Below are 22967 nucleotides of genomic sequence, written 5' to 3' on the forward strand. Positions count from 1 at the left end.
AACATGAAATGGAAGAGAGCCGCTGCCATTATTGCAGCAGGAATTATGTGCCTTCTGCCCTTTGTTCCTTTCAAACAATGTGTTGTCCTGGAATCGCTCAAACACGAAAGCAAGGATGTTCTGATCCCACTGCGGGGAATGGAGGATGAGTTCTCCATCCTTTACACACATTCCATCCATCTCTCTGATGTTTTGGAGGTGTACGAAGCGGATGCTGATTTCAATATCGTCCAGACGACGTTGATTTACGAGGACACGGCCATCGGTATGCCGGGTGATGCGGCAGGGGAAGAGGTCTTCAGCAGGACACAGGACGGTAAATATAAGATCTCCAATATGAACCGTGTTTTTCCTTACGTCGATATTTCCATAGGACAAGTAGCGGCAAATCACCGCTTCATATACAATGAAAAAGTATATCCGCTTGCAGACTACTTTGAAAAAGGGACACTGATACGGATGAGTGTTCAAAATCAATCATTATTTCAATTTTGGAAAGGAGTGATTCTCAAATGAGTACTAACTCAAAACACTTCGAATCACTGACAGCTGAAGAACAGCAAGAGCTGTTGGAAAAATATGATCCCGATTCCTCCACGAGAAAATTCAAGTCGGGGATTGTTAAATGGATCGTATTCTTTGGCTTGCTGGCATTCTCGCTTTTCCAGCTGACAGCCTCAATCTTTCAATTCATTCCAAGGCAATTACTTCTATCAATTCACTTAGGGTTTGCACTATCTCTAATCTTTCTACTATTTCCGGCGAGTAAAAAAAGGTCACGAAAGGATAAAGTGGCCTGGTACGATATTATTCTCGCACTGCTCTCGATTGTCGTAGGAAGTTACTGGCCGATTATGCAAGATGAAATCGTTAACAGGATCGGCATCATGACCACAGCTGACTTTACAGTGGGAATCATAGCCGTCCTTCTGGTGCTGGAAGCTACAAGGCGTGCAGTAGGGCTTCCGATCACCATTATAGCGGGTGCTTTCCTGCTTTATATGTACTATGGAAGGATCATGCCTGGTTTCCTTTCACATCGGGGGTATGACTTCGATGCGATTGTCAGGACCATGTTCTTCACAAGTGAAGGGATCCTCGGGACGCCATTATATGTGTCCGCGACCTTCATCTTCCTGTTCCTGTTGTTTGGGGCTTTTCTGGTCAAGACTGGTGTAGGGCAGTATTTCAATGACCTCGCCGTCTCCATTGCCGGTAAACGAACAGGGGGCCCGGCGAAAGTGGCGATTTTCTCCAGTGCCCTTCAAGGGACGATCAGCGGAAGCTCAGTGGCCAACGTTGTAACATCGGGCTCATTCACAATCCCGATGATGAAAAAGCTTGGCTACCGTAAAGAATTTGCAGGCGGAGTAGAAGCTGCCGCATCGACAGGCGGACAGCTGATGCCGCCGATCATGGGTGCCGCCGCGTTCCTCATGGTTGAATTCATCGGAGGCGTCACATACTGGGAGATTGCCAAAGCGGCAGCCATCCCGGCTCTGTTATATTTCGCAGGTATTTGGATCATGACCCATTTCGAAGCGAAAAGAATCGGACTAAGGGGATTATCCGATGAGGAGATGCCCAATAGAAAAGAAGTTCTCAAGAAAATCTATCTCCTTCTTCCGATCCTCGTGGTCATTGTCTTATTGTTTACTGGCATGAGTGTTATGCGTGCTGCATTATGGTCGATTGTTGCGACTATCGCCATCAGTGCGATCCGAAAGGACACACGCATCAACTTCAAGGATGCGGTTGATGCCCTTGTGGATGGGGCAAGAACAGCCCTTTCTGTCGCGGCGGCTACGGCTGCTGCGGGTATCATCGTTGGGGTGGTAACCAAGACAGGACTTGGCCTGAAGATGGCTAATGGGCTTGTCGATCTTGCAGCGGGAATAAGCGACTCTCCTCAAGGTACATTGCTATTGACGCTGTTCTTCACGATGGTGGCATCCATCATCCTGGGAATGGGTTCACCGACAACGGCAAACTATGTCATTACATCAACGATTGCGGCTCCGGCAATCATTTTACTTGGAGCACCTGATTTATCTGCTCACTTGTTCGTGTTCTACTTTGGCATCATCGCCGACATCACGCCGCCTGTTGCTCTGGCAGCCTTTGCCGCCGCAGGGGTATCGGGAGGGGAACCAATCCGGACAGGTTTCAATTCCGCCAAACTGGCGATTGCGGCCTTTATCATTCCGTATATGTTTGTGTTATCACCGGAACTGCTGATGATTGATACAACCATACCTTATCTGATATGGGTCGTGTTCACAGCCATCACCGGAATGATGGCCATCGGGGCAGCTATGATTGGTTTCTGGTTCCGCAAAGTGACCGTCATCGAACGTATCCTTTGTTTGGCAGCCGGTCTCATGCTGATCTACCCTGAGGGAATGACGGATGTCTTTGGTCTGGTTCTGTTTGTTGCCATGCTTGCTCTTCAAATCTTCATCAAGGGCAAAGATGACGAAAGAAAGAAACCGGCTACGGCTTAAAATGGAAATAACCTCCCGAGTGCGGGAGGTTATTTTTTTTCGGGCTTTAAAATGGTCCTTTGCAGCGGGGCACCGCCCATACTGACGTTTCTTTCCATAAAAAGATATCTCTTTCCATCAATTGTGAAAGTCCCATTGCCCTCGTATTTCACATTATGACCTTTATTCTCCAATTCCCTTTGTATGGCCTGGGTATATTCTTTGTAATCAATATAACGGTCGTCCAGATCAAGTGTGATGTTCCCTTTTTTGTAACCCATCAGTGTATTAAAAAGGAAAAGGCCGCCCGCAAACACTACAATGAAAATACCGAGGCTGATCATGGCTTCCATCAAAATCACTCCCTTTATTTATACTACGGATAAAACGGGGAGAAGGTTTCAAATATATGGATTTTTTGCAGGGGTGCAGGCTTCGTGGAGAGGGCGGGCGATTTCCGCGCATACTAAAAGCCATCAATCTGAAGAGTGATGGCTTGCCTGGAGGCTTATAAAATCGCCAGGGAAAACGTTACTGGGAATCCAATGAGAAACATCCAGCCGATTTCCTGTTTGTGGCGCAGGGGGAGAGAGCGGACCATCCAGGAAAGGACCTGGGCAATGAACACGAACAGAAATGCCCAAAAGATCTGGCCGATGACAAAGACGAAAAGATATCCGATTGCTGCTTCATTATCAAACAAAATAGAGTAGCCAAATCCGCCTGCCAATATCCAGATGGTTGCGACTATATGTATATAGGGAACCCATAACTGACGTGATTTCAATGTCAGTAAAACACCAAGGATGACACACCCGATCAAAATGAAATTAACAAGAGAGTTTTCTTCCAATCCAAACCCCGCCTTTTTTATATTCTAAATCCTATATATCACAACATCAGCAGGTTAAACGTGGAGGAATCTTCCAAGCTTTAACGCATTAACGCGCCGGGGGACAGTCCCCCGGCGCGTTAATGTGTTAAAGTGCAGGCGTGCTTATAAAGGGCAGCCTGTCATAACTGCCCTTTGTTATCAGTCGAAACAATATATTTAAACGGTTGATTATATGTGATTTCATGTTTGAGAGAGTTGGGTTAAAGTGTGTCGTTATAATGCTTCAAGAATCCAGGCGGGTAAAAGTATAAAGGCAGAGGGCGAAGGGATAGGATAATGGCTGCAGGCATGACTAAATCTTTTTGTGCCTGCCTTAGGGAATTGTACATTCCCTAAGGCGGACAGAGTTTGCTGAATGTATCGTAATGCGGTTAGCGAACAGTTTTTCACTGACCATGATTTCCACGAGCATTGTACCGTTTCTCGTATTGTTCAATAGATCGTGGTCTAAAGAAAGATGTTCAATTTCAAAGTTTTTCAATAGATTCAAACATTCATCCATAGTTTCTGCTAGGACGTACCCATCAGGTGCCTCGCGAATGTCATCTAGGAAAACACTTATTTTCTCCATTTCTTATTGCTCCTTCCCGTAAATAGGGATACCAAGAGAAGTCGAAAGGGCCCTAGATATTTTATTATTATCTTTATCATAACATACATGAGGATATAAATGGAGAAAGGCATTTCGACTTAATTATTCCAAATTATGACTATACCCTCGAATCATGTCGAGATTCTGTGTTCGTATGGCGTGTATTAAATGACGAAAAAGTCAGACAACAAACTTGGAAATATGATAGTGTGATAGAAAGAAACTATCAACTTAATACTGAAGGAGACCACACTATGGAAAGACAACAATACCTGTATAAACTTCAACTGACAGAGAAATTGACTCAAGACAAGAACTGGACAGATAAAGAGAATGCCGTCGTTGGAAGGCATTTTTCCTATCTTCAGAGAATGCATGAGGACAGGAAACTGATCCTTGCCGGAAAAACAAAAGGATTGGACGAGGACACGTTTGGCATTGTCATTTTCGAAGCGGAAACTGAAGAGGAAGCATTGTCCTTGATGAATGGAGACCCTGCTGTGAAAGAGGGCATCATGACAGCAGAACTGTTTCCATATCAAGTCGCATTTGTCCAGGATTTGAGAAAATGATAAAGCCTGGGAAATTGAAGAGAGGGGATACGATTGGGATCATCACACCTTCTACGCCGGCTCCTGTCTTATTTAAGGAAAGGTATGAAAGAGGCCTTGCCCAATTAAGATCCATGGGATTCAACGTTTTAAAAGGAAAGTGTGCTCAATCCAATCAAGGATACCGTTCAGCCTCCATCCAGCAAAGAGCCGAAGAAATAAATGAACTGATCCATAATAAAGAGGTTAAAGCGATCATAAGCACCATTGGAGGCACTAACTCCAATTCTCTGCTGCCTTATATCGACTATGAGGAGTTAAAAAGGCAGCCGAAAATCCTCATGGGATACAGTGATGTAACCGCGCTTTTGCTGGGAGTCTATACAAAGACGGGAATGCCCGCCTTTTACGGACCGGCAATTGTACCGTCATTTGGGGAATACCCGGAGATGCTGCCAAAGGGCAGAGAGTACTTTGAGAAATCAGTCATGCATCAGCAGGAAATTCCATATACCTTGGAAATACCCGGTGAATGGACAGAAGAAATGATTGATTGGCGGACTCAGGACAGGGAGAAGAAGATGGTCCCTAATGCCGGCTGGAAGTCACTCAGGAAAGGCAAAGTCCGCGGGAAGCTGATTGGCGGGAATCTGAACACCCTGTCAGGCATCCTGGCATCGGAATATTTTCCCGATGTCACAGGCGCCATCCTTTTTATAGAAGACTCGTTTAAAGATATGGCAATCCAGGAACGATCGCTAAGTATGCTGAAGTTAGCTGGCATATTTGATTCTGTGTCTGGATTGATTGTCGGTAAGCATGAACACTTTGATGACTGCAATGCCCCGTTCACTTTTGAGGAACTGCTGCTCGAAATCCTGGGGGGCAGCGAGCTTCCTATCCTGGCTAATGTCGATATCGGCCACACGTTTCCATCCCATGTATTCCCAATCGGGATTGAAGCGGAAATGGATGCAGGCAATGGGCGTATCACTTTCCTGGAAAGCGGAGTGGAATGACTGGCAAGTCGCGTGGCAGAAAGGAAGCAGTCACATGAGGAAGGACTATGAAAACTGGAGCCCCCTCTCTGTCGCTGAAACAGCTTGCCTTTTCACTTCAATCCCGGTAAGTTGGGGGATTGCCGGCGGCTGGGCACTGGACCTTCATATCGGAAAACAGATCAGGGACCACGCCGATATCGATATCGTGACGGCACAACAGGACCTTCCCGCGCTGTACAGCCATCTCTCACAAGACTGGCTGCTGTACAAGGCAGCCGGCGGAAAGTTGGAAATATGGCGTGAAGGAGATTCCCTGGAAGCAATCAATAATATCTGGGCTAGCCGAAATCCTGAAGCTCCTTTCCGGTTTCAAATCCTGGTTGTGGAGTTTGAGGGCGGCGAATGGCTATACAAGAGGAACAAAGAAATCAAAAGCAGAAACATCATGCTGAATAATAAGCAGGGAATTCCCTATCTGAGACCTGAAATACAGCTGCTCTATAAAGGAGGATCTTCACAACTGAGGCAAAAGGATTCCTGGGATTTTCAAACGGTTTTTCCCTTTTTGACAGCCGCTGAAAAAGATTGGCTTGCGGCTGCCCTGATAAAGCAGTTTCCTGATGGCCATCCATGGGTTGATTTTATTTAAAGGCTCTTTTCGTTAAATTTTGTTGCTATTCACTATAAATTTCAAATATAGTCCTGGTAAATCGTCGTAAAAGCCCCGGTGAGCAGGGAAGAAAAGAGCTGCTCGTCCATTTTCGAGAGTAAAAACTTTGAATACAGGGGAAAAATCCGGCACCTGGGATTTTTCCGAAAGCAACAATATATGCGAAAACAGCCTATTTTAAAGAAGGAATCCGGACAGCAATCTCGAATTACTCATCAAGACGAGAAGTGAGGACTGATAAAACATGATTAGCTACCCAACCTTAAAAAAAGAAGCCACAATAGGGGTGACCGCCCCATCTTCCGGAGTCCAGGAAGCGCTTCATGACATGTTCAGGCTTGCCATCGAACGGATGAGCTCAAGGGGCTTCAATGTCGTGACGGGTGATACAGCCTGGACACAGGACAAAGCGAAGTCGGCTCCAAGCAGAAACCGGGCAGAAGAATTCAATGAAATGATGAGGAATGAAGAAATAGATGCCATCATCCCGCCATGGGGAGGAGAATTGCTGATCGAAGTACTTCAGGATATTGACTTCTCTTCGATAAAAAACAAATGGCTGTTAGGATACTCAGATATAAGTGCGCTGATGCTAGCCATCACGTTAAAAACGGGGATCGCTACCGCCCATGGAACCAATTTTGTCGACCTGAGAGGCGAATACTGGGATGAAACGACAGCGATGTGGCAGGAAGTTCTCTCAACGAAGCCGGGCGGAACCGTCATCCAGCATTCATCTCCTCAGTACCAGAAAGAGTGGAAACATGGAGAACCCGCGCCTTGTGTGTTCGATTTAACAGAAGAGACGGAATGGAAGACAGTCGGGGATAATCCTGTAAAGCTGGAGGGACGGCTTTTAGGAGGCTGCATCGATATTCTCCGCCATCTGGTCGGTACGGACTATGGAGATGTGGCAGCATTCCGGGAGGAGCACATTCCGAGTGAACCGGTGATCTGGTTTCTTGAAAACTGTGACATGAATGCAACGGATTTGCGCAGGTCGCTGGTTCAAATGAAATATGCAGGCTGGTTTGAAAATTGCTCCGGGATCCTCTTTGGGCGCAGCGATGCCAATGCACCAGTCGGTAATTATACCGCAGAGGATGTCTATCAGGCCATGGCGGATGAACTGGGGATTCCGATTGTTTATGATATCGACTGCGGCCATATGCCTCCCCAAGTGACGTTCATCAATGGGGCTCACGCAATTGTTGATGTGGCAGATGGAAAGGGAACTGTTGAGCAGAGGTTCGTTTAGATTACAGGGACGGGTTTTTTTAAGAGTTTGGCGCTGCTCCTGCTAGCGGGATGCAGCGTTTTTTATTTGTAAGAGGCAGGTTTCTGGCCTTAGGGTAGCTATGATGGTGTCGGTTTCGGAGAATGCGAGATCGATGAGGTCAAAGGGAGGCTATGAGGGTGTCGATGTCGAAGAATGCGAGATCGATGTGGTCAAAGGGGATCTATGAGGTTGTCGATTTCTAGAAAATGCGAGATCGGTGAGGTCAAAGGGGATCTATGAGGTTGCCGATTTCTAGAAAATGCGAGATTGATGAGGTCAAAGGGAAGCAATGAGGTTGTCGATTTCGGGGAATGCGAGATCGATGAGGTCAAAGGGAAGCAATGAGGTTGTCGATTTCTAGAAAATGCGAGATCGATGAGGTCAAAGGGAGGCTATGAGGGTGTCGATGTCGAAGAATGCGAGATCGGTATGATCATAGGGAAGCTATGAGGTTGTCGATTCTACGAAACGTGTGATCGATGAGGTCAAAGGGGATCTAAGAGGTTGTCGATTCTACGAAACGTGTGATCGATGAGGTCAAAGGGAAGCAATGGAGAGGCCGATTTCGGAAAACGCGAAATCGGTGTGGCCAAAGGGAAGCTATGAGGTTGTCGATTCCGGAGAATGCGAGATCGGTATGATCATAGGGAAGCTAGGGTGAGTGAAACGGGACGAAAACTCTTCGGAATCATTTTAAATAGCAGCAAAGTTTTAGAAAAAGAGCATTTGAATAGGGGAGAGGGAGATCATGGAGCACAAATGGATGAAGTGGGCGCAGCAGATTCAATCGATATCACAGTCCGGACTGGCATTTTCGAAGGATGTATATGATATTGAGCGGTATGAAGAACTGAAGGACTTAAGCGCTGAAATCATGTCGGAATATACCACAGTCGAAAAGGACGTAATCAAAGAACTGTTTGCCCAGGAAAAAGGTTATCAAACGCCAAAGGCGGACGTAAGGGGAGCCGTTTTTGAAGAGGGCCGAATCCTTTTGGTCAAAGAAAAAATCAATAACAAGTGGTCCCTGCCCGGCGGATTTTGCGATGTCGGCCTGTCGCCTTCAGAAAACGTGATAAAAGAAATCAAGGAAGAGTCGGGATATGAGGTCAGGTACAAAAAACTGCTCGCACTGCTCGATTACTACAAACACCCTCATCCTCCGCAGCCATTTCACTATTATAAAATCTTCATTCAGTGTGAAATAACTGGAGGAAACCCGCAAGCCGGATTGGAAACGAGCGAGATCGGTTTTTTTGAGGAAGACGCGCTCCCGGATTTATCGGTTGACCGCAATACAGCTTCCCAGATCAGACTGCTGTTCGAATTTTTGCGGGATCCCGATAAGAAAACGGTGTGTGATTAGGAGAGGTTTTCCCGATAGATACATAAGGGCTCTAAAAAGGTTATTCGACAAAAAACGGGGTGTGACTGGCACGACCCGAATCAAAGGGGAAAAGAAGATGCTTGATATGTTCAGATATAATTGGCAAGTGAGGCAGGACTGGTTTGAGTGGTGCAGGGATCTGCCGGAAGAAGAGCTTACGAAGGAGAGGACCGGCGGAATGGGCAGCATCCTGGCCACGCTTTTTCATGTTGCGAACGGGGAACAGATTTGGGTCAATCAGATGCAGGGCACGACAGTCTTAATGAAAGAAGGGGTATCTTCATTGGACGAGACCGTTGAGTTCACCAACATGACTAGACCGGTCACAGAACACTTCCTGCAATCCTGGAATGAGGAGACCGCAAGTCAAACCCTGACAAAGAAACGCAGGGACGGAAGCGACTATGTCTTTTCCTATGAAAAAATCCTCAAGCATCTAATAGCGCACGAAATTCATCACATTGGCCAGCTGTCCATCTGGGCCAGGGAAATCGGCCGGAAACCTGTTTCGAGTGATTTGATATTCAGGGATTATTAATAGATTGACAGCGGGGGATGAGTGCCTGGTGCAATTTCGTAAAGGTGCATCCCCTTCGAGAAAGGAGCAACTAAATTTTGAAACGATATTACATAGAAAACGGCACAATGCCCGTTCATGTCACTGAATGGGGGAGCCAGAATGCTCCGGTCATCTTCTGTCTCCATGGACTGGGCAGCACAAGCCTGAGCTTTATTGAGGCAGCCGAGGAACTGCAAAATGAATACCGGATCATTTCGGTGGATGCACCGGGGCATGGCAAGACGCCTGCTTTTGAAGATCCAAAGAAGTACGAGATGCAGGGGATGGCTGAGTGGATCGATGGTATCATCGATCACCTTGAAATCGACCGATTCTATTTTCTGTCCCATTCCTGGGGCAGTTTTGTTCACTTATTTTACCTGAAAAACTACAAACATAGAGTGCTGGATTCCATCCTTATAGACGGCGGCTATCAGAGCAAAAGGCATTCCGGTAAATCCGCAGAAGAGGAAATGGCCTATTATCAAGAAGATTTTGAGCAGACATGGGCTGACTGGGAAGAATTCCGTGAGCTTGTGAAAAGCGAGACATTGACATGGTCGCCATTGAAGGAAAAAGCGGCGGAAGATTTGGCGTTGATAAAGGACGGCAAGCATTACTGGCATGCCCGTGGAGTGACCGGCGCAAACATCATCCGTGCGATGCATAAGGATGATATTGAAGATGTCTTTGATGACATGCCAAAGAATATCCTCTTATTGAGGTCGACCCTGCCCGGGCACCTGGAGGAAGACAGAAGGAAACAAGCCCGCCGTTTCCAGCAGAGAACCGGAGCGGAAGTTAAGCCAATTTCCGGCGCCACTCATCTTTTGCATTGGGACAATCCCGGTACAGTGGTGGAGGAAGTGAGAAGAAGGTGGAGCTGACGAACATGAAAAAGAATGCTGGCCAAATATTAGAACTGGTCTATCTCCTTTGTTTTGCGGGACTTTTATACATCGACTTTTTCGCTCACAGCACGCCGCAGTGGGTGATTACCACTTTGTTCGCGGTGATTGTGGCCAGCATCCTGTTGTCCTATATTCCAAAACGGGATGAGTCCGCGAAGAGAACAGGTATTTTTTCTCTCGTAACGACGCTCTTCCTGTTCTCGCTCGTGGTCATTTTTGATCTGGCTGGGGGTGTTTCCAAGGTGGGCATCGCTCTAGGCCATCCCATTATCTGGGCGCTGGTCGGCATCAGTATATGGATGAGCGTGCGAAGGATCAGGAATGCCGCTTAATGGCCGGCCGGATTTTGAAACCTTTATAGGGCCTGCCTCGTTGTTTTAGTAAGGCTGTTTTCGCATATAAAGCTGCTTTCGGAAAACCGATTCATTACAGCATTATCTTCCGGAATGATTACAGCAAAGCAGCAAGGTTTACGAATAGAGCCTTTTTAATGAAAAATTTCTTAATGGAGGTCGGGCACAAGTGAAGCGGGGAGTCATTTCAATTATATTTGGAGCGGTATGTCTTTTGACAGCCGGTTGTACAAGCACTGAAGTTCAGACAGATAATGCAAAGAGCGGTTCAGCGGAGACCGAGAAGCCGCAGGTTCAAACCGTCTCGAGTCTTTCTGATGAAAGGACAAGCAGGTTTTCAATAGACGGGCAGGAGTTTCAACTCAGCTTCCTTCATAATGAGGTCCTGGACTTTGCAAAGACAGTGAAGGCTGACAGTTCATTAGTGATAAAAGAGGTCTACGGCGAAAAGGTAATTGATCCGTTATATCAAAGGATAGCCGACTCCGGCGCCCAAACCTATTATGAATTGGAATCCCTGCTCTTCCCCAATACCAATCCGCAAAAGCTGGAAGTCAGTACAAAAGAGCTCATGGTCAAGGAAGAGGACATTGCGGACCTAATCGAGGAAGCTCTGGAAGATTCTTCAGGCATGCTGCCTGGTTTAAATAAAACGATTATAGCCATGCCTGTGAATCCACTGGATGTCATGACAATTGAGAGTAGGGGAGGTGTCAATGGCCTGGCACTGAGCGAGAACTTAATCCTTCTCCAAGTCTCCCCCTCCTTTGATGAGGACATCCTCAAATTTACGGTGGCTATGTTATATCACACTACTGTGCAAACGGAGTACATGGCTGATATGTATGAAACACTGATGGAGTCATTTGTGGTGGATGGGAAGGCGGCTGCATTCGCCCATCAGGTTTATCCTGAAACAGCTGTTTCCTGGACCCAACCCTTATCAGACGAGTTAATGGTTCAGATGTTTGAAGAACTGAAAGAGAGCGGGAATGACCTGGATCATTATTGGGAGTTCGAGGGCAGTGCCAGGAGGGGCATTCCGCCTTGGACCAATTTTAAGCTGGGATATGAAATCACTCAGAGCTACCTGCGGAATCACCCGGAAGCCGGCATTGAAGAGTGGACCAGCCTCCTCCCGCTTGAAATAATCAACGGCAGTGATTACATTGAGAAATTCAGGGAGCTCCAAACCATCACAGATTAGAGGCTGCAGGTATGCGCCATCGAATTTTGCGAAATGATGAAAACAATACGAGATTATGATTCTTTTAAAAATCGCATCATCTCTCTATGAGGGATAGTAAGGAAACCAGGAAAAATAAATTTAATCAAACGTTTGATTAAGAGAAGGGAGGTGCGCTGCGGTGTCCATTCAATCTGAGCGACTTACGTTCCGCCCCTATACGGAAGAGGATTTTGATTTTCTCATGGCGCTGCTGGCAGATCCGGAGGTGGTAAAATTCATCGGATCCGGAAAAGTCAGGGACGAACAAGGAGGAAGGGACTTTCTTTCCTGGATCTACAATACGTATAAAGCAGGCAGAAATATGGGCCTGCAGGTGCTTGTACGAAAAGAAGATAGTGTTCCGATTGGGCATGCAGGCCTTGTACCCCAGAAGATCGATGGGGAAAATGAGCTTGAGATCGGATACTGGATTGCAAGGAGACATTGGGGAGAGGGATATGCAACGGAAGCTGCCGCATCCCTTCTGGATCATGGCCGCAATGCACTAGGAAGGCACAGGTTCATCTCGCTGATTCAGCCGGAGAATACTGCCTCTGAAAAAGTGGCGGAAAGAATCGGCATGCATCTCGAGAAGGTGATTGTGCTTGGCGAGAAAAGTGTGAATGTCTTTTCGATAGAACAGGAGAAATAACCTGGGTTTATATCAGAAACGCCAAAGAGGACTCGTCATCGATGAGTCCTCTTTGGTATTTTGAAAAAACAGGGTGATCGGTGGATCAGAATCGAGGTTTTGCTTGGAGGCGGCCGAATGAGTGACTAAATGGGCCAGGGGGGTGCGAGAAACAGAGGTGCTCAGGCCCAATTAGTGTGTAAATGGGTCACAGGGATGCGAGAAAGAGAGGGGTTTCGGCCCAATAAGTGTGTAAATGGGCCACAGGGATGCGAGAAAGAGAGGGGTCCTGGCCCAATGCGCGTGTAAATGGGCCAGGGGGGTGTGAGAAACAGGGTGTCGCCGGCCCAATAAGAGTGAAAATGGGCCAAGGGGATGCGAGAAAGAGAGGGGTTCCGGCCCAATAAGGGTGTAAATGTGCCAGGGGGATGCGAGAAACAGAGTGTCGCTGGCCCAATTAGTGTGTAAATGGGCCAGGGGGATGAGAGAAACAGAGAGGTCGTGGCCCAATAAGGGTGTAAATGGGCCAAGGGGATGAGAGAAACAGAGTGTCGCTGGCCCAATTAGTGTGTAAATGTGCCAGGGGGATGCGAGAAACAGAGGATCATCGGTCTATTTAGTTCCTAAATGGGCCAATGAGAAACTAAGCTCAGCGAGTCCCCGGCCCAATAATCCGAATGACCCAACGAGGTAGAAATTCAACACTAATAATCTGTCCCGAAAGAGATAGAGGGTCCGAAACCACAACAAAACGTCCTGCGCCTATGCACAGGACGTTCACTAATGCTTGATCCAAAACAGAATTCACTCGAAACAGCGTCCATCAACAATCATCAATACTCGGTTTCCAGCAGTACTTCTTTATCTTTGCTGTAAATGACGATCTTATAAGGATCATCCTTTATCATCTCTTCGGCTTCATCCGATCGAATGAATTCGTTGACGGTTTGTTCTGTTTCTTTGGCGAGATCTTTGGCTGCGCTATCAGAAGCAGGGAGTTGAAGGGTGACGAAAACGGTCATTGGAGAAGGATGGTTGGAATAGCCAACGCCTTTGACTTGGTAATCCTTCCTACCCATCAAGCCTTCACCGATTGTGGTGATCACTTGCTGCCAGCGGCCTTCCTGTTCGCGTTTTGCCATATCGATTTTGTGAAAATTGACGGGAACTTCACCGAGCTGCTGTTCATTGGCGATTTCCTGGATGATTTGTTCAATTTCGTCTGTTCTGGTTTCAGTATTCGGGATATCGAGCTCTACAGCCGGTTTCTTATCCAAAAAGGATGTGCCGTAAGATAGGATGGCATAATCGGAATCCTTCAGTTTTTCCTGCAGAGCTTGCATGAGTGTCTCTGATTTTCTTTCCATCTCCTCGCTTTCAGGGTCGATTGCGTGATCCCTGTTTGGCGGGCGCTCGACTTTTACCTTGAAGGCATCATAGCCTCTTGAAGCAAGGATTCCTTCGACTTGTTCTTGAATATCGGCCTTTACGCTTTCGTAGTAATCCTCGGAACCGACAACCGTTACGAAAAACTCCTTCTTAGGCGAGTAGCTCATGCCGATACCATCCACCTCATAATTTTTCCTCAGCGCCTCGCTGACAACTTCATGAATCGGTTTTGATTCAAAGACTTGATTTAAAAACGGCAACTTTGATGCAAATTCTGCCATGGTAGGCGAAACAAAAGCTGATCCGATGAATAGGCAGAAGAGGACAGCTGCGGCTCCAGCGGAAAACCCGGTTTTTTTTGCAAAGCTCCACCTCTTCTTTTTTCCGCGCCGGATGGCGGAATCTATGGCAGCATCCAGCCTTTTCTCTGGAACAGGAATTTGATCCACTTGATTTTTGAAGGAATCTTTCATTACAAACACTCCTCTCGTAAGTCTGCTCTCAGTTTGTTAATCGCCCGGTGCAGGTTAGTTTTGACTGTTCCTTCAGGGCAGTCCAGCATATCTGCAATTTCTTTGACCTGCAGTCCTTTGTAATAGCGGAGGATGATCACCGTCTTGTATTTCTCCTCCAGGCGGTCTATGGCATCCACCAAATCGAGGCTCTCGGCGATATGCAGGTCCTCGCTGCTTTCCAGGCGCTCGACTTCTTCAAAAGGTATCACTTTTTTGTTTTTCTTTATAAAGTCAAGAGCTGTATTGATGAGGATTTTGGACAGCCAAGTTGAAAAGTAATCCGGCTCTTTTACTTTTTTTATTGAAATGTATGCTTTATAAATCGTTTCATGGACAATATCGATCGCATCATTTTCATTCTTTACATAGAGATAAGCCATCCGGTAAAGCTTGTTCTTTTCTTCTTCAATAAGCTCCTGAAACGCCTTATCGTTGCCCTTTTTTGCTTTTTTAACTTTTGTAAGCTGCAGCATTACGGGATCCCCCTTTCTGTACAACTGTTAGACATCGATCCGCAGCTAAACGTTTCAACGAATTAATTTTTATAAAATAAAGGCAATCAGGTGCCAAAACTCGAATAGTAAGTTATCTATTATTTTACAACGTAATCGGTGTGCCTGGGAGAGAACTCTGTTTTCGTACCAGGCACCAAGGCGGAGGCATTGAATGATAAGGAGGAATGATAAAGTGAACGTCTTATCAACTGTTGATTATAACCGGGTGCGGAATTTTATCATGGAGAACGCACGTGCGTTGGATGTGAGGGTGTTTGCGTACCTTTTTGAAAATGGGAGCCAGAAAGAGGCGGCAGAAGAGCTGGCGAAGTTCCAGAATGAAGATGGAGGTTTCGGACACGGAATTGAGCCGGATATCCGTATGCCGGATTCTTCTCCGATCGCTACGACTGTCGGTCTTCAATATGCAAGGAAGCTGAAACTGACAGGGGGCCACCGCATTGTCCGGAAGGCGCTGGAATACCTGAACAGCGAATATGATGAATCCATCACCGGATGGCATTTGCTGGGGAAAGAAGTCAACGATCATCCCCATGCACCCTGGTGGTCATATGATCATGAAAAAGGTCATTGCGGGGTCCATGGAACCTGGGCCAATCCGAATGCTGAAATCACGGGCTATCTTCATGAATATGAAGGATATGTCCCCAATGAATTGATCGAAAAGGTGACGCAGAAAGCCAGAGAGGAGCTGGGAACTCTTCCGGAAGAGATGGAGATGCATGACTTCCTGTGTTACAAACGCTTAATGGAGAGCGTGCAGTCACCATTCAAGGAAGAAATTGAAGAAAAGCTGAAGAAGGCGGTCCGGAAAATCACGAAGCTCAATCCGGGTGATTGGGAGGGATATGGCATGAAACCTCTGCAGGCAGCCGATTCACCAGCCTCTCCATTTTTCCCTTTGCTTAAAGATGAAGTAAAAGAGAACCTTCATTATGAAATGGAAAAGCTGCGTGAAGCCGGATATGCTTCCCCGAACTGGTCATGGTTCGGGAAATATGAAGAAGAGTGGGTGCATGCGGAAAAGGACTGGCAGGGTCATCTGACTGTAGAGCTTTTGAAAACCTTGAAAGAATTTGGGTGCCTTGATGATTGATAAAGAGAATACACCTTCCGGGAAAAAGAGGGAATTCCTTAATATGAATCGAAGCACCTTGCCAAAAGTGAGTCTGAGGGAGTTGACACCGGCTGATGTGGAGGACCGTTACCAGTGGTGCCTTGATGTCGATGTTACCAGGCATTTGAATATGCCCAATAAATATCCCCCCTTCAGCAGGGAGGAAACCCGGCAGTGGGTGGAAATGTGCATCAGCCGCAGCAACGGGTATGAGCAAATGGCGATTGAAACCGGGGACGGCGTCCATATCGGCTGGATTGATTTAAAGAATATCGACAAGCTGAATAAGCATGGCGAACTGGGCATTGCCATCGGAAATAGAAGGTACTGGGGAAAAGGATACGGCCTGGCTGCCATGAAGGCGATGCTGGAGTACGGTTTTACGAAGCTGCACCTCAACAAGATCTGGCTGAGGGTGGAAGTCGATAATGACCAGGCGATTAAGTCCTACCGCCGAATGGGGTTTGTTGAAGAGGGCGTCCTCCGCCAGGACCGGCTTCGCGGGGACGGGTACGTGGACAGGCTGAGAATGAGCATCCTACGGGACGAGTTCCTCGAGTCATAACGAATTCTGATCGCCGGTTATAACAAAACGGACATTTTCCCCTTTTCGGTGTTTCGCTAAAATGAAGAAGAGGAGGGAATGCCCATGAAATTGACGTTTAGAGAAGCAGGAGAACAGGACTTGGACAGTATTGTCAAAATGCTGTCGGATGATAAGCTCGGAAGCAAAAGGGAGCGCTATGAACAGCCGCTTCCGGAGAGTTACCTGAAAGCTTTCCGTTCTATTGAGGCGGATCCCAACAATGAATTGATTGTCGCATGCGTGGAAGAGGAAGTGGTCGGCGTGCAGCAGATAACTTTCACTCCCTATATTACCCATCAAGGGGGATGGCGGGCGACAATCGAAGGAGTGCGGACGGCTTCCACTGTACGGGGCCAGGGAGCGGGCACGGAAATGATCCAATACGCGGTCTGGCGCGCCAAGGAGCGCGGCTGCCACCTGGTGCAGCTGACAACGGACAAACAGCGGCCGGAAGCTTTGCGCTTTTATGAAAAACTGGGCTTTCAAGCTACACACGAAGGATTGAAGTTAAAGTTTCAAAAATAGTTACCCCTTTGTTCCAGGGGTTCTTCCATTCATTTTCGAATTAAAGGGGTAAGCTTACATGATCAAAATTGTAAAAGCAAATCCGGGCCACGTCGAAGGCATTTCCAAGGTTTGCTCAGACGGCTACCGGGCAACTTATGGAGATACAAACACCGAGGATTATATCGAACGTGTCATAAGGGAATTTTATAATCGGGAGAGAATTCTTGATGAAGTCAGCCGTTCTGACAGACATTGGGGCGGCTACTTCGTGGCGGGGGATGACGATCTCGTGGTCGGGGCAGGCGGCGGTGGAATGACCGGGAAGACAACCGCGGAGCTGTTTGTGCTTTATATGGATCCCCGCAGACGCAATGAGGGGATCGGCACCAAATTATTGGACGCGATTACGAAGCAGCAGAAAGATGAATACCAGGCAGAAGAGCAGTGGGTTTCGGTCCAGAAAGGAAACGATTTGGGCATCCCGTTTGGGGAAGAGTACATTTCCCTGCGCTATTACAGAAAGATCTAATTGAGGAGTTTGCCAATGAAGACACACCGTGCATTCGGCGTTTATGGAGTTTGTTATGAAGAGGGCAGGCTGCTGGTCATCAACAAAAGCAGGGGACCCTATATCAACAGGTTCGATCTTCCTGGAGGCAGCTTGGAGGAATCGGAAGGCTTGATCGAGGCCCTGAAGAGGGAGTTTACAGAAGAGACCGGATTCATTTGTTCGATTGCTGATCAGATCGGCACTGCTGATTTCATTTTTCCTTGCGCTTGGAAGGACTTCACGCATGTCCATCACATTGCCGTTTTTTATTCCGTGAAAAGGACCGGCGGCGAACGGATTGAGCCGCTGCAGTTTGATGGCCAGGACTCCCTCGGAGCGGAGTGGGTATCGGCAGAAGAAGCCTCCATCGACAATGCATCCCCATTGGTTATGAAGGCCCTGGATTGGCTGGGAAGCGGGGCATTGGATTGGGAGACGAAGATTTTTAAAAGATGGGACATAAAGGAACCCCCTGTTTAATCCAGGAGGTTCCTCTTTTATTTTTTCTAAAAATTTTTTTCCCATCAATTGTTGCTTTCGAAAAATCCCTGGTTTTGACTCGAAAAGGGAAAGCGCTCTTTTCTCTTTATTACATTCCAGGGTTTTCACGGGGAATTACCAATATATATTAAATAGCAGCAAAGTTTCCGAAGAGAGCCTTTCTAAAACGGTCTGACATTGGCAGGGGTTGTAGGCCCTGTCGGCGTAAGGGGGCCGTAAGGGGAGTACTCTCCCATTACATACGAATCGGAGGGCGTTTGGTAATAAGGGTAATTCTTCATCTTTTCAATATCTTTGAACTGCTGCAAAAAGTAATATTTATAAACTGGCGGCGGAATAAAGGGAGGGATAAACGGCGGCTGGAAAAAAACGCGCATGGAGCAGCTCCTTTCGTTTTTAATCAGTATATTGAAATGGGGAAGTTTGGATATGGCCATGTGCCCCGGAATTTATGAATAGCTTTTGGGTGCTTAAGGAAACCTAACCCAAAAGGAGTGAAAGAATGAGACATCTGAAGGCCTTTCTCATAAAATTTGTCGCCTGTTTTGCACTACTAGCCATTATACTTGGAGGAATCTATGGAATTACATTGGGCGATGTCTTCGTCATTTCATTAGTGCTTGGCATCATCTCTTACGCTGCGGGTGATTTATTCCTGCTGCCAAGATCGAATGACACTACCGCGTCCCTTGCAGACTTCGGCCTCGCCTTTCTTCTGATATGGGCCATGACAGCCAATATGACACCGGTAGATAATGTCCTGGTGCCTTCCCTTATTTCAGCTGCAGGAATAGCTGTCTTTGAGTATTTCTATCATAAGTACCTTGCCAGGAATGTGCTGGGAAGGGAAGAAGAAGTAAGAACCCGGGGAAATCTCCAGTTTCAAACAGAGGCTTCGGAAGAACTGAGTCCTGTCAAACCGGATATCCGAAACGATGAGGGAGATAAATAAAGTAAAGAGAGCCGGACCCTTAGTGATAAGAGGGTCCTTTTTACTGGAAAATACAGACAGCGTCCGAAACTGCCAAACAGAGTTTAGAAAATCAAAATACTGGGAACATATCATTCAAAGCAGAAGCACTCAATGTTGTGGGTATTCAGCTTGAGATATTGAAAGTAATAGAGTAGAGATAGAATTCAGCGTTTGATGAATATCAAATTAAGAAAGGGTGAAAAACATGAAGGAAAAGCAGCCAATCGAATCGAGCCAGCCGCAGACACGTGATGAGTTGTTCGGACTGGATAAGCAGGAAAGCCTGCAGTCCGCAAAATTCGCTACAACCGAGAACTCGTATCTGAATGAAAATTACGTGGATGAAGTAGAAGAATAAGGTTCACGCCATAGCGGGCGAGCCGGGAAACCGGCCCGCCCTTTTTGTGCAGGATTACTTTAGCGCTTTAAAGCACCCGGGGACAGTCCCCGGGTGCTTTAAAGCGCTAAAGCGGTGGCGGAGTTTCCCGCAGCTGTTTCTGTATGGTAAAGTTAATGATAGATTCAGTTACATTGAAAGGGATGAGAAAAGCATGTATATCGTACACTCGACGTTTGTCGTGCCGAATGAAAAGGCGGATGAAGTGATATCAATCTATCATTCTCGTTCCCGTTTAGTAGATAAAGCAGACGGCTTCCAGCGTTTCCTGCTGCTGCAGAACGAAAAGAAACCCGGTGAAATCACCGTCCATATGGAGTGGGAGTCCAAGGAACAGTTCATGACATGGATCCAGAGTGAAGACTACAAGCGCATCCATGAACTGGAAAAGAAATACCCTGACCAGGACCTGGCATCCATCATACCATCCATCCACAAGTTCAAGGTGGTGGCAACATGATCGATATCGGGAAAAAATATGAGACGGTCATCAAGCGGGCTGTAAAAGAAATTTATGTGAAGTACCCGGAGCTTGATGAGAAGTACGGAGAGCGTGGCCGCCAAAAATGCTATGAGGACAATGTCTATCATTTTCAATATCTCGAGACCTCGGCAGGCCTCGGTTCATCGAAGATTTTCATTGACTACGCACTCTGGCTGAACAGCGTCCTCGTCAGCCGCGGAATGTCCACCGATCATCTGATCGATAATTTCCGCAGCATCATCACTGCCCTTGAAGCATCGCCGGAAGTGGAGAATGGAGATGCTTTCGCCGATCACCTGCACCAGGCAATAAATGCACTCGAAGACAGCGATGGAACGGAAGATATCGACCGTCCTGTTCTGTAAAAATACATAGAGTGATGGAGGCACCGGACCCAGAGGGGTTCGGTGTTTTTTGTTGTGTGGTTGGTGGTGGGAAGGCGGTGGGTGCGTTCATCTGTGTCAGATTTTGTCGTTTGGTCGATAAATTGCCGGAATCGCTGATAAAAGTGAAGAATCGCTGATAAATCTGCAGAATCGCCGATAAAAAAGAAAAATCGCTGATAAATCCACAAAATCGCCGATACCTCAGCTGGAGCAGGGAATACCGGCGGTGGAAATGACCGGTATTCCCCTGCATTTGCCGTAGATGCCGATGTTCAACCCGCAATCGTCGATATTCGCCACACAACCCCCGCTAACCCCCGCTGAATTAGTAAACTGCAAGCCCCAAATCCAATAGCAGACCATCGCCCAAATCCCCACCCCAACCAAAACCAACAAACTTTTTCCAAAAAAACCCTTGCCAAATCGATCCAAATGGCATATAGTACATTACATCAGTAATGCACTAATGAACCTACCCAAAATGAGGAGGTGCGCGTTTGATCCTGAATTCGGATAGCATCAAACCGATTTACATCCAGATCGCCGAGTGGCTGGAAACAGAAATCCTCGGCGGGAGCATAGAAACCGATGCGAAGGTTTACTCCCAATACCAGCTGGCCGAGATGCTCAACATCAATCCGGCTACAGCGGCCAAGGGACTGAACCTTCTGGCAGAAGAACATATTTTATACAAAAAGCGGGGGCTGGGCATGTTTGTATCAGCAGAAGCGAAGAGCATCATCCTCTCAAAACGGAAAACACAGACGCTGGCGAAACTGGTGGAGGATCTGGTCAAGGAAGCAGAGCATCTTCAAGTCGGGGAAACGGAACTTCTCGACATGATCAGGAGCGCTAAACACAAGCTTGAGGGGGATCGGAAATGAATGTAGTGGAATGCAAGGGGCTGCAAAAGAAGTATGGAAGGAAAACGGCATTGAAAGAGGTTTCTTTTATCCTTCAAAAAGACAAGATCACAGGATTGATCGGCCGCAATGGCGCTGGGAAGACAACTTTGTTAAAAATCATCGCCGGTTATATCAAAGAATCATCAGGAGATATACGTGTCTTCGAGGAAAAGCCGTTCAACAATCTCAAAGTATCGGCAAACATGATTTTCATTGATGATGAAATGAATTTGCCGCCGACCATGAATTTAGAAGAAATCCTGCAGACAGCAGAAGATTTTTATCCCAATTGGGACAGGGAACTGGCCAGGCGCCTGTTCGACTATTTTTCCTTCAAGCCTTACCAGTATCACAACGGGCTTTCGAAAGGGATGAGAAGCACGTTCAATATGATCCTTGGACTGGCGGCGCGGACACCGCTGACGATTTTCGATGAGCCGACAACAGGGATGGATGCCGGTGTGCGGAAGGATTTCTACCGTGCCCTTTTGAAGGATTACCTCGCACACCCGAGGACCATTATTTTGTCCAGCCACTTATTGAATGAGATCGAAGACATACTGGAGGATATTTTACTGATAAAAGACGGTGAGAAATTCCTTCATCTGCCGGTGGAAGAACTGAGAGAATATGCAATCGGCGTCAAAGGAAAAGACTCTGTCATGCAGGAATGGCTGAAAGATAAAGAGGTCATCCATGAATCGAGCCAGGAAATCGCCGGGACATATGCGGTGGTGCGCCATGATTTTCCTGTCAGGGAGATAGAAACAGCAAGGCGGGCGGGGCTGGAGTTTTCACCAATCAGTGCCGATGAAATCTGCACACTCCTCACCACCAGGACGAAAGGGGGAATTGATGATGTATTTAACCGAGGCTGACAGGCTGTCCATTGTAAAAAAGCAGTTCCGATTCAAACTGAAGTCGTTCAAGGGAATGTTCACCTCACTGATTGTGCTGCAAATCATCGGAATCTTCCTGTCTCTGAATGGGGACGGCTCAGGCGGCGGCTCATCCCAATTTCTTGATTACAGGCTGAACTATTATAACGGTAATATCATATTTGCCTTTGTGATGATATGGGCATTCATATCCGCCATTCTGATCACGACGAAAGCATACAGGTTTGATGATTATTCCTTTGTCACCGACCGCATGACCAGCCATCTTTCCAATGTTTTGTTCTTATTAGCAGCAAGTTTTGCAGCAGGGATCACCGCAGTACTGGCCAACAGGGTTGTGATCCTGATCATTTACTTTATGCAGGATAACGTGAATCTCACGGCGCAGACACCTGCATTCCTGTCGGGTATAACCGGTATCATTGCCATGACCTTATATATCTTTCTCCTCGCTTCAGTGGGGTATCTTGCCGGAAATCTTGTGCAGGTAAGCAAGCTGTTCATTGTAGTTCTGCCGGCTGTGACTATAGGCAGTGTATTTCTTGAAACACTGTTGACCAGAAACCCGTCACTTGTGCCCGATGTTTTCAGCTTCTTTGGGATGGAAGAATCATTCTGGCTGTTTGTCCTGAAGGTCCTTATCGTATCAGGGCTTTCGCTCTCAGCTGCTGCGGGCGTTTCAATGAAATTGGAGGTGAAGTAA

The 22967-nt window shown here is 46.9% G+C and carries 29 protein-coding genes; 24 read left to right on the plus strand and 5 right to left on the minus strand.

The window, feature by feature from the left end:
* Window positions 1-3 precede the first annotated feature (3 nt).
* Together D3H55_RS10380 and D3H55_RS10385 are read left to right on the plus strand one after the other, a co-directional pair.
* Window positions 4-516, plus strand: a complete 513-nt coding sequence (locus D3H55_RS10380; protein WP_119546905.1) for a DUF1850 domain-containing protein — start codon at window positions 4-6, stop codon at window positions 514-516.
* Complete coding sequence (locus tag D3H55_RS10385) at window positions 513-2504, plus strand: TRAP transporter permease (RefSeq protein WP_119546841.1); 1992 nt, start codon at window positions 513-515, stop codon at window positions 2502-2504. The genes D3H55_RS10380 and D3H55_RS10385 overlap by 4 nt, the downstream gene beginning before the upstream one ends.
* Before the next feature lie 29 nt (window positions 2505-2533).
* Here D3H55_RS10385 and D3H55_RS10390 read toward each other — a convergent pair whose 3' ends face one another.
* From D3H55_RS10390 to D3H55_RS10400, 3 genes are all read right to left on the minus strand, one after another.
* Window positions 2534-2836 (minus strand): hypothetical protein, encoded by a 303-nt coding sequence (locus tag D3H55_RS10390; protein WP_119546842.1) that lies wholly within the window; start codon window positions 2834-2836, stop codon window positions 2534-2536.
* A gap of 155 nt (window positions 2837-2991) precedes the next feature.
* Window positions 2992-3336 carry a hypothetical protein gene (locus tag D3H55_RS10395; protein ID WP_119546843.1) on the minus strand — a complete coding sequence of 115 codons (345 nt, stop codon included), beginning with the start codon at window positions 3334-3336 and terminating at the stop codon, window positions 2992-2994.
* A 355-nt stretch (window positions 3337-3691) separates the two neighbouring features.
* Entirely contained in the window at window positions 3692-3949 is a 258-nt protein-coding gene (locus tag D3H55_RS10400) for a cyclic-phosphate processing receiver domain-containing protein (RefSeq protein WP_240628549.1), read from the minus strand.
* A gap of 275 nt (window positions 3950-4224) precedes the next feature.
* Here D3H55_RS10400 and D3H55_RS10405 point away from each other — a divergent pair, with 275 nt between their 5' ends.
* From D3H55_RS10405 to D3H55_RS10450, 10 genes are all read left to right on the plus strand, one after another.
* The gene (locus D3H55_RS10405) at window positions 4225-4542 is read left to right on the plus strand and encodes a YciI family protein (RefSeq protein ID WP_119546844.1); all 318 of its coding nucleotides are present in this window, start codon (window positions 4225-4227) and stop codon (window positions 4540-4542) included.
* Entirely contained in the window at window positions 4539-5540 is a 1002-nt protein-coding gene (locus D3H55_RS10410) for a S66 family peptidase (RefSeq protein ID WP_119546845.1), read from the plus strand. Before D3H55_RS10405 ends, D3H55_RS10410 begins: the two co-directional genes overlap by 4 nt.
* Before the next feature lie 34 nt (window positions 5541-5574).
* Window positions 5575-6171: a nucleotidyltransferase domain-containing protein gene (locus D3H55_RS10415; RefSeq protein ID WP_119546846.1), complete on the plus strand. Its 597-nt coding sequence runs from the start codon at window positions 5575-5577 to the stop codon at window positions 6169-6171.
* A 265-nt stretch (window positions 6172-6436) separates the two neighbouring features.
* Window positions 6437-7450, plus strand: coding sequence for a S66 family peptidase (locus D3H55_RS10420; RefSeq protein ID WP_119546847.1), 1014 nt, complete (start codon window positions 6437-6439; stop codon window positions 7448-7450).
* Window positions 7451-8219: 769 nt separating this feature from the next.
* Window positions 8220-8837 (plus strand): NUDIX hydrolase, encoded by a 618-nt coding sequence (locus D3H55_RS10425; RefSeq protein WP_119546848.1) that lies wholly within the window; start codon window positions 8220-8222, stop codon window positions 8835-8837.
* A gap of 97 nt (window positions 8838-8934) precedes the next feature.
* Entirely contained in the window at window positions 8935-9396 is a 462-nt protein-coding gene (locus D3H55_RS10430) for a DinB family protein (RefSeq protein WP_119546849.1), read from the plus strand.
* Window positions 9397-9473: 77 nt separating this feature from the next.
* A complete protein-coding gene (locus D3H55_RS10435; RefSeq protein ID WP_119546850.1) occupies window positions 9474-10304 on the plus strand; it encodes an alpha/beta fold hydrolase in 831 nt (276 codons plus the stop codon).
* A 5-nt stretch (window positions 10305-10309) separates the two neighbouring features.
* Window positions 10310-10660, plus strand: a complete 351-nt coding sequence (locus D3H55_RS10440; RefSeq protein WP_119546851.1) for a hypothetical protein — start codon at window positions 10310-10312, stop codon at window positions 10658-10660.
* A gap of 190 nt (window positions 10661-10850) precedes the next feature.
* Window positions 10851-11888 (plus strand): DUF2268 domain-containing putative Zn-dependent protease, encoded by a 1038-nt coding sequence (locus D3H55_RS10445; RefSeq protein ID WP_119546852.1) that lies wholly within the window; start codon window positions 10851-10853, stop codon window positions 11886-11888.
* A 160-nt stretch (window positions 11889-12048) separates the two neighbouring features.
* Window positions 12049-12561: a GNAT family N-acetyltransferase gene (locus tag D3H55_RS10450; RefSeq protein ID WP_119546853.1), complete on the plus strand. Its 513-nt coding sequence runs from the start codon at window positions 12049-12051 to the stop codon at window positions 12559-12561.
* A gap of 812 nt (window positions 12562-13373) precedes the next feature.
* On the opposite strand, the gene D3H55_RS10455 is transcribed toward D3H55_RS10450, so the two are convergent.
* Complete coding sequence (locus tag D3H55_RS10455; protein WP_119546854.1) at window positions 13374-14402, minus strand: DUF4030 domain-containing protein; 1029 nt, start codon at window positions 14400-14402, stop codon at window positions 13374-13376.
* Window positions 14402-14917: a sigma-70 family RNA polymerase sigma factor gene (locus D3H55_RS10460; RefSeq protein ID WP_168413037.1), complete on the minus strand. Its 516-nt coding sequence runs from the start codon at window positions 14915-14917 to the stop codon at window positions 14402-14404. The genes D3H55_RS10455 and D3H55_RS10460 overlap by 1 nt, the downstream gene beginning before the upstream one ends.
* A gap of 214 nt (window positions 14918-15131) precedes the next feature.
* On the opposite strand from D3H55_RS10460, the gene D3H55_RS10465 reads away from it, so the two are divergent.
* The 12 genes from D3H55_RS10465 to D3H55_RS10520 all read left to right on the plus strand — a co-directional run bounded on the left by D3H55_RS10465 (window position 15132) and on the right by D3H55_RS10520 (window position 22967).
* Complete coding sequence (locus D3H55_RS10465) at window positions 15132-16055, plus strand: hypothetical protein (protein ID WP_136035682.1); 924 nt, start codon at window positions 15132-15134, stop codon at window positions 16053-16055.
* Window positions 16056-16098: 43 nt separating this feature from the next.
* A complete protein-coding gene (locus D3H55_RS10470) occupies window positions 16099-16641 on the plus strand; it encodes a GNAT family N-acetyltransferase (RefSeq protein ID WP_119546906.1) in 543 nt (180 codons plus the stop codon).
* Between the two features lie 78 nt (window positions 16642-16719).
* Window positions 16720-17187 (plus strand): GNAT family N-acetyltransferase, encoded by a 468-nt coding sequence (locus tag D3H55_RS10475; protein ID WP_119546857.1) that lies wholly within the window; start codon window positions 16720-16722, stop codon window positions 17185-17187.
* Between the two features lie 58 nt (window positions 17188-17245).
* Complete coding sequence (locus tag D3H55_RS10480; RefSeq protein ID WP_119546858.1) at window positions 17246-17698, plus strand: GNAT family N-acetyltransferase; 453 nt, start codon at window positions 17246-17248, stop codon at window positions 17696-17698.
* A 15-nt stretch (window positions 17699-17713) separates the two neighbouring features.
* Window positions 17714-18199: an NUDIX hydrolase gene (locus D3H55_RS10485; RefSeq protein ID WP_119546859.1), complete on the plus strand. Its 486-nt coding sequence runs from the start codon at window positions 17714-17716 to the stop codon at window positions 18197-18199.
* Window positions 18200-18722: 523 nt separating this feature from the next.
* Window positions 18723-19172 (plus strand): YndM family protein, encoded by a 450-nt coding sequence (locus D3H55_RS10495; protein WP_119546861.1) that lies wholly within the window; start codon window positions 18723-18725, stop codon window positions 19170-19172.
* Between the two features lie 226 nt (window positions 19173-19398).
* Complete coding sequence (locus tag D3H55_RS24200) at window positions 19399-19551, plus strand: hypothetical protein (protein ID WP_168413038.1); 153 nt, start codon at window positions 19399-19401, stop codon at window positions 19549-19551.
* A gap of 193 nt (window positions 19552-19744) precedes the next feature.
* Entirely contained in the window at window positions 19745-20050 is a 306-nt protein-coding gene (locus D3H55_RS10500) for an antibiotic biosynthesis monooxygenase family protein (RefSeq protein ID WP_119546862.1), read from the plus strand.
* On the plus strand, window positions 20047-20439 hold the full coding sequence (locus D3H55_RS10505) for a globin family protein (RefSeq protein ID WP_119546863.1): 393 nt from the start codon (window positions 20047-20049) through the stop codon (window positions 20437-20439). The genes D3H55_RS10500 and D3H55_RS10505 overlap by 4 nt, the downstream gene beginning before the upstream one ends.
* A 518-nt stretch (window positions 20440-20957) precedes the next feature.
* Window positions 20958-21344: a GntR family transcriptional regulator gene (locus tag D3H55_RS10510; RefSeq protein WP_119546864.1), complete on the plus strand. Its 387-nt coding sequence runs from the start codon at window positions 20958-20960 to the stop codon at window positions 21342-21344.
* Window positions 21341-22243, plus strand: coding sequence for an ABC transporter ATP-binding protein (locus D3H55_RS10515; RefSeq protein WP_119546865.1), 903 nt, complete (start codon window positions 21341-21343; stop codon window positions 22241-22243). The genes D3H55_RS10510 and D3H55_RS10515 overlap by 4 nt, the downstream gene beginning before the upstream one ends.
* The gene (locus D3H55_RS10520; protein ID WP_119546866.1) at window positions 22224-22967 is read left to right on the plus strand and encodes a hypothetical protein; all 744 of its coding nucleotides are present in this window, start codon (window positions 22224-22226) and stop codon (window positions 22965-22967) included. Before D3H55_RS10515 ends, D3H55_RS10520 begins: the two co-directional genes overlap by 20 nt.

Origin of the sequence: Bacillus salacetis, from assembly GCF_003581585.1 — a bacterium.
Lineage (GTDB): Bacteria > Bacillota > Bacilli > Bacillales > Bacillaceae_B > Rossellomorea > Rossellomorea salacetis.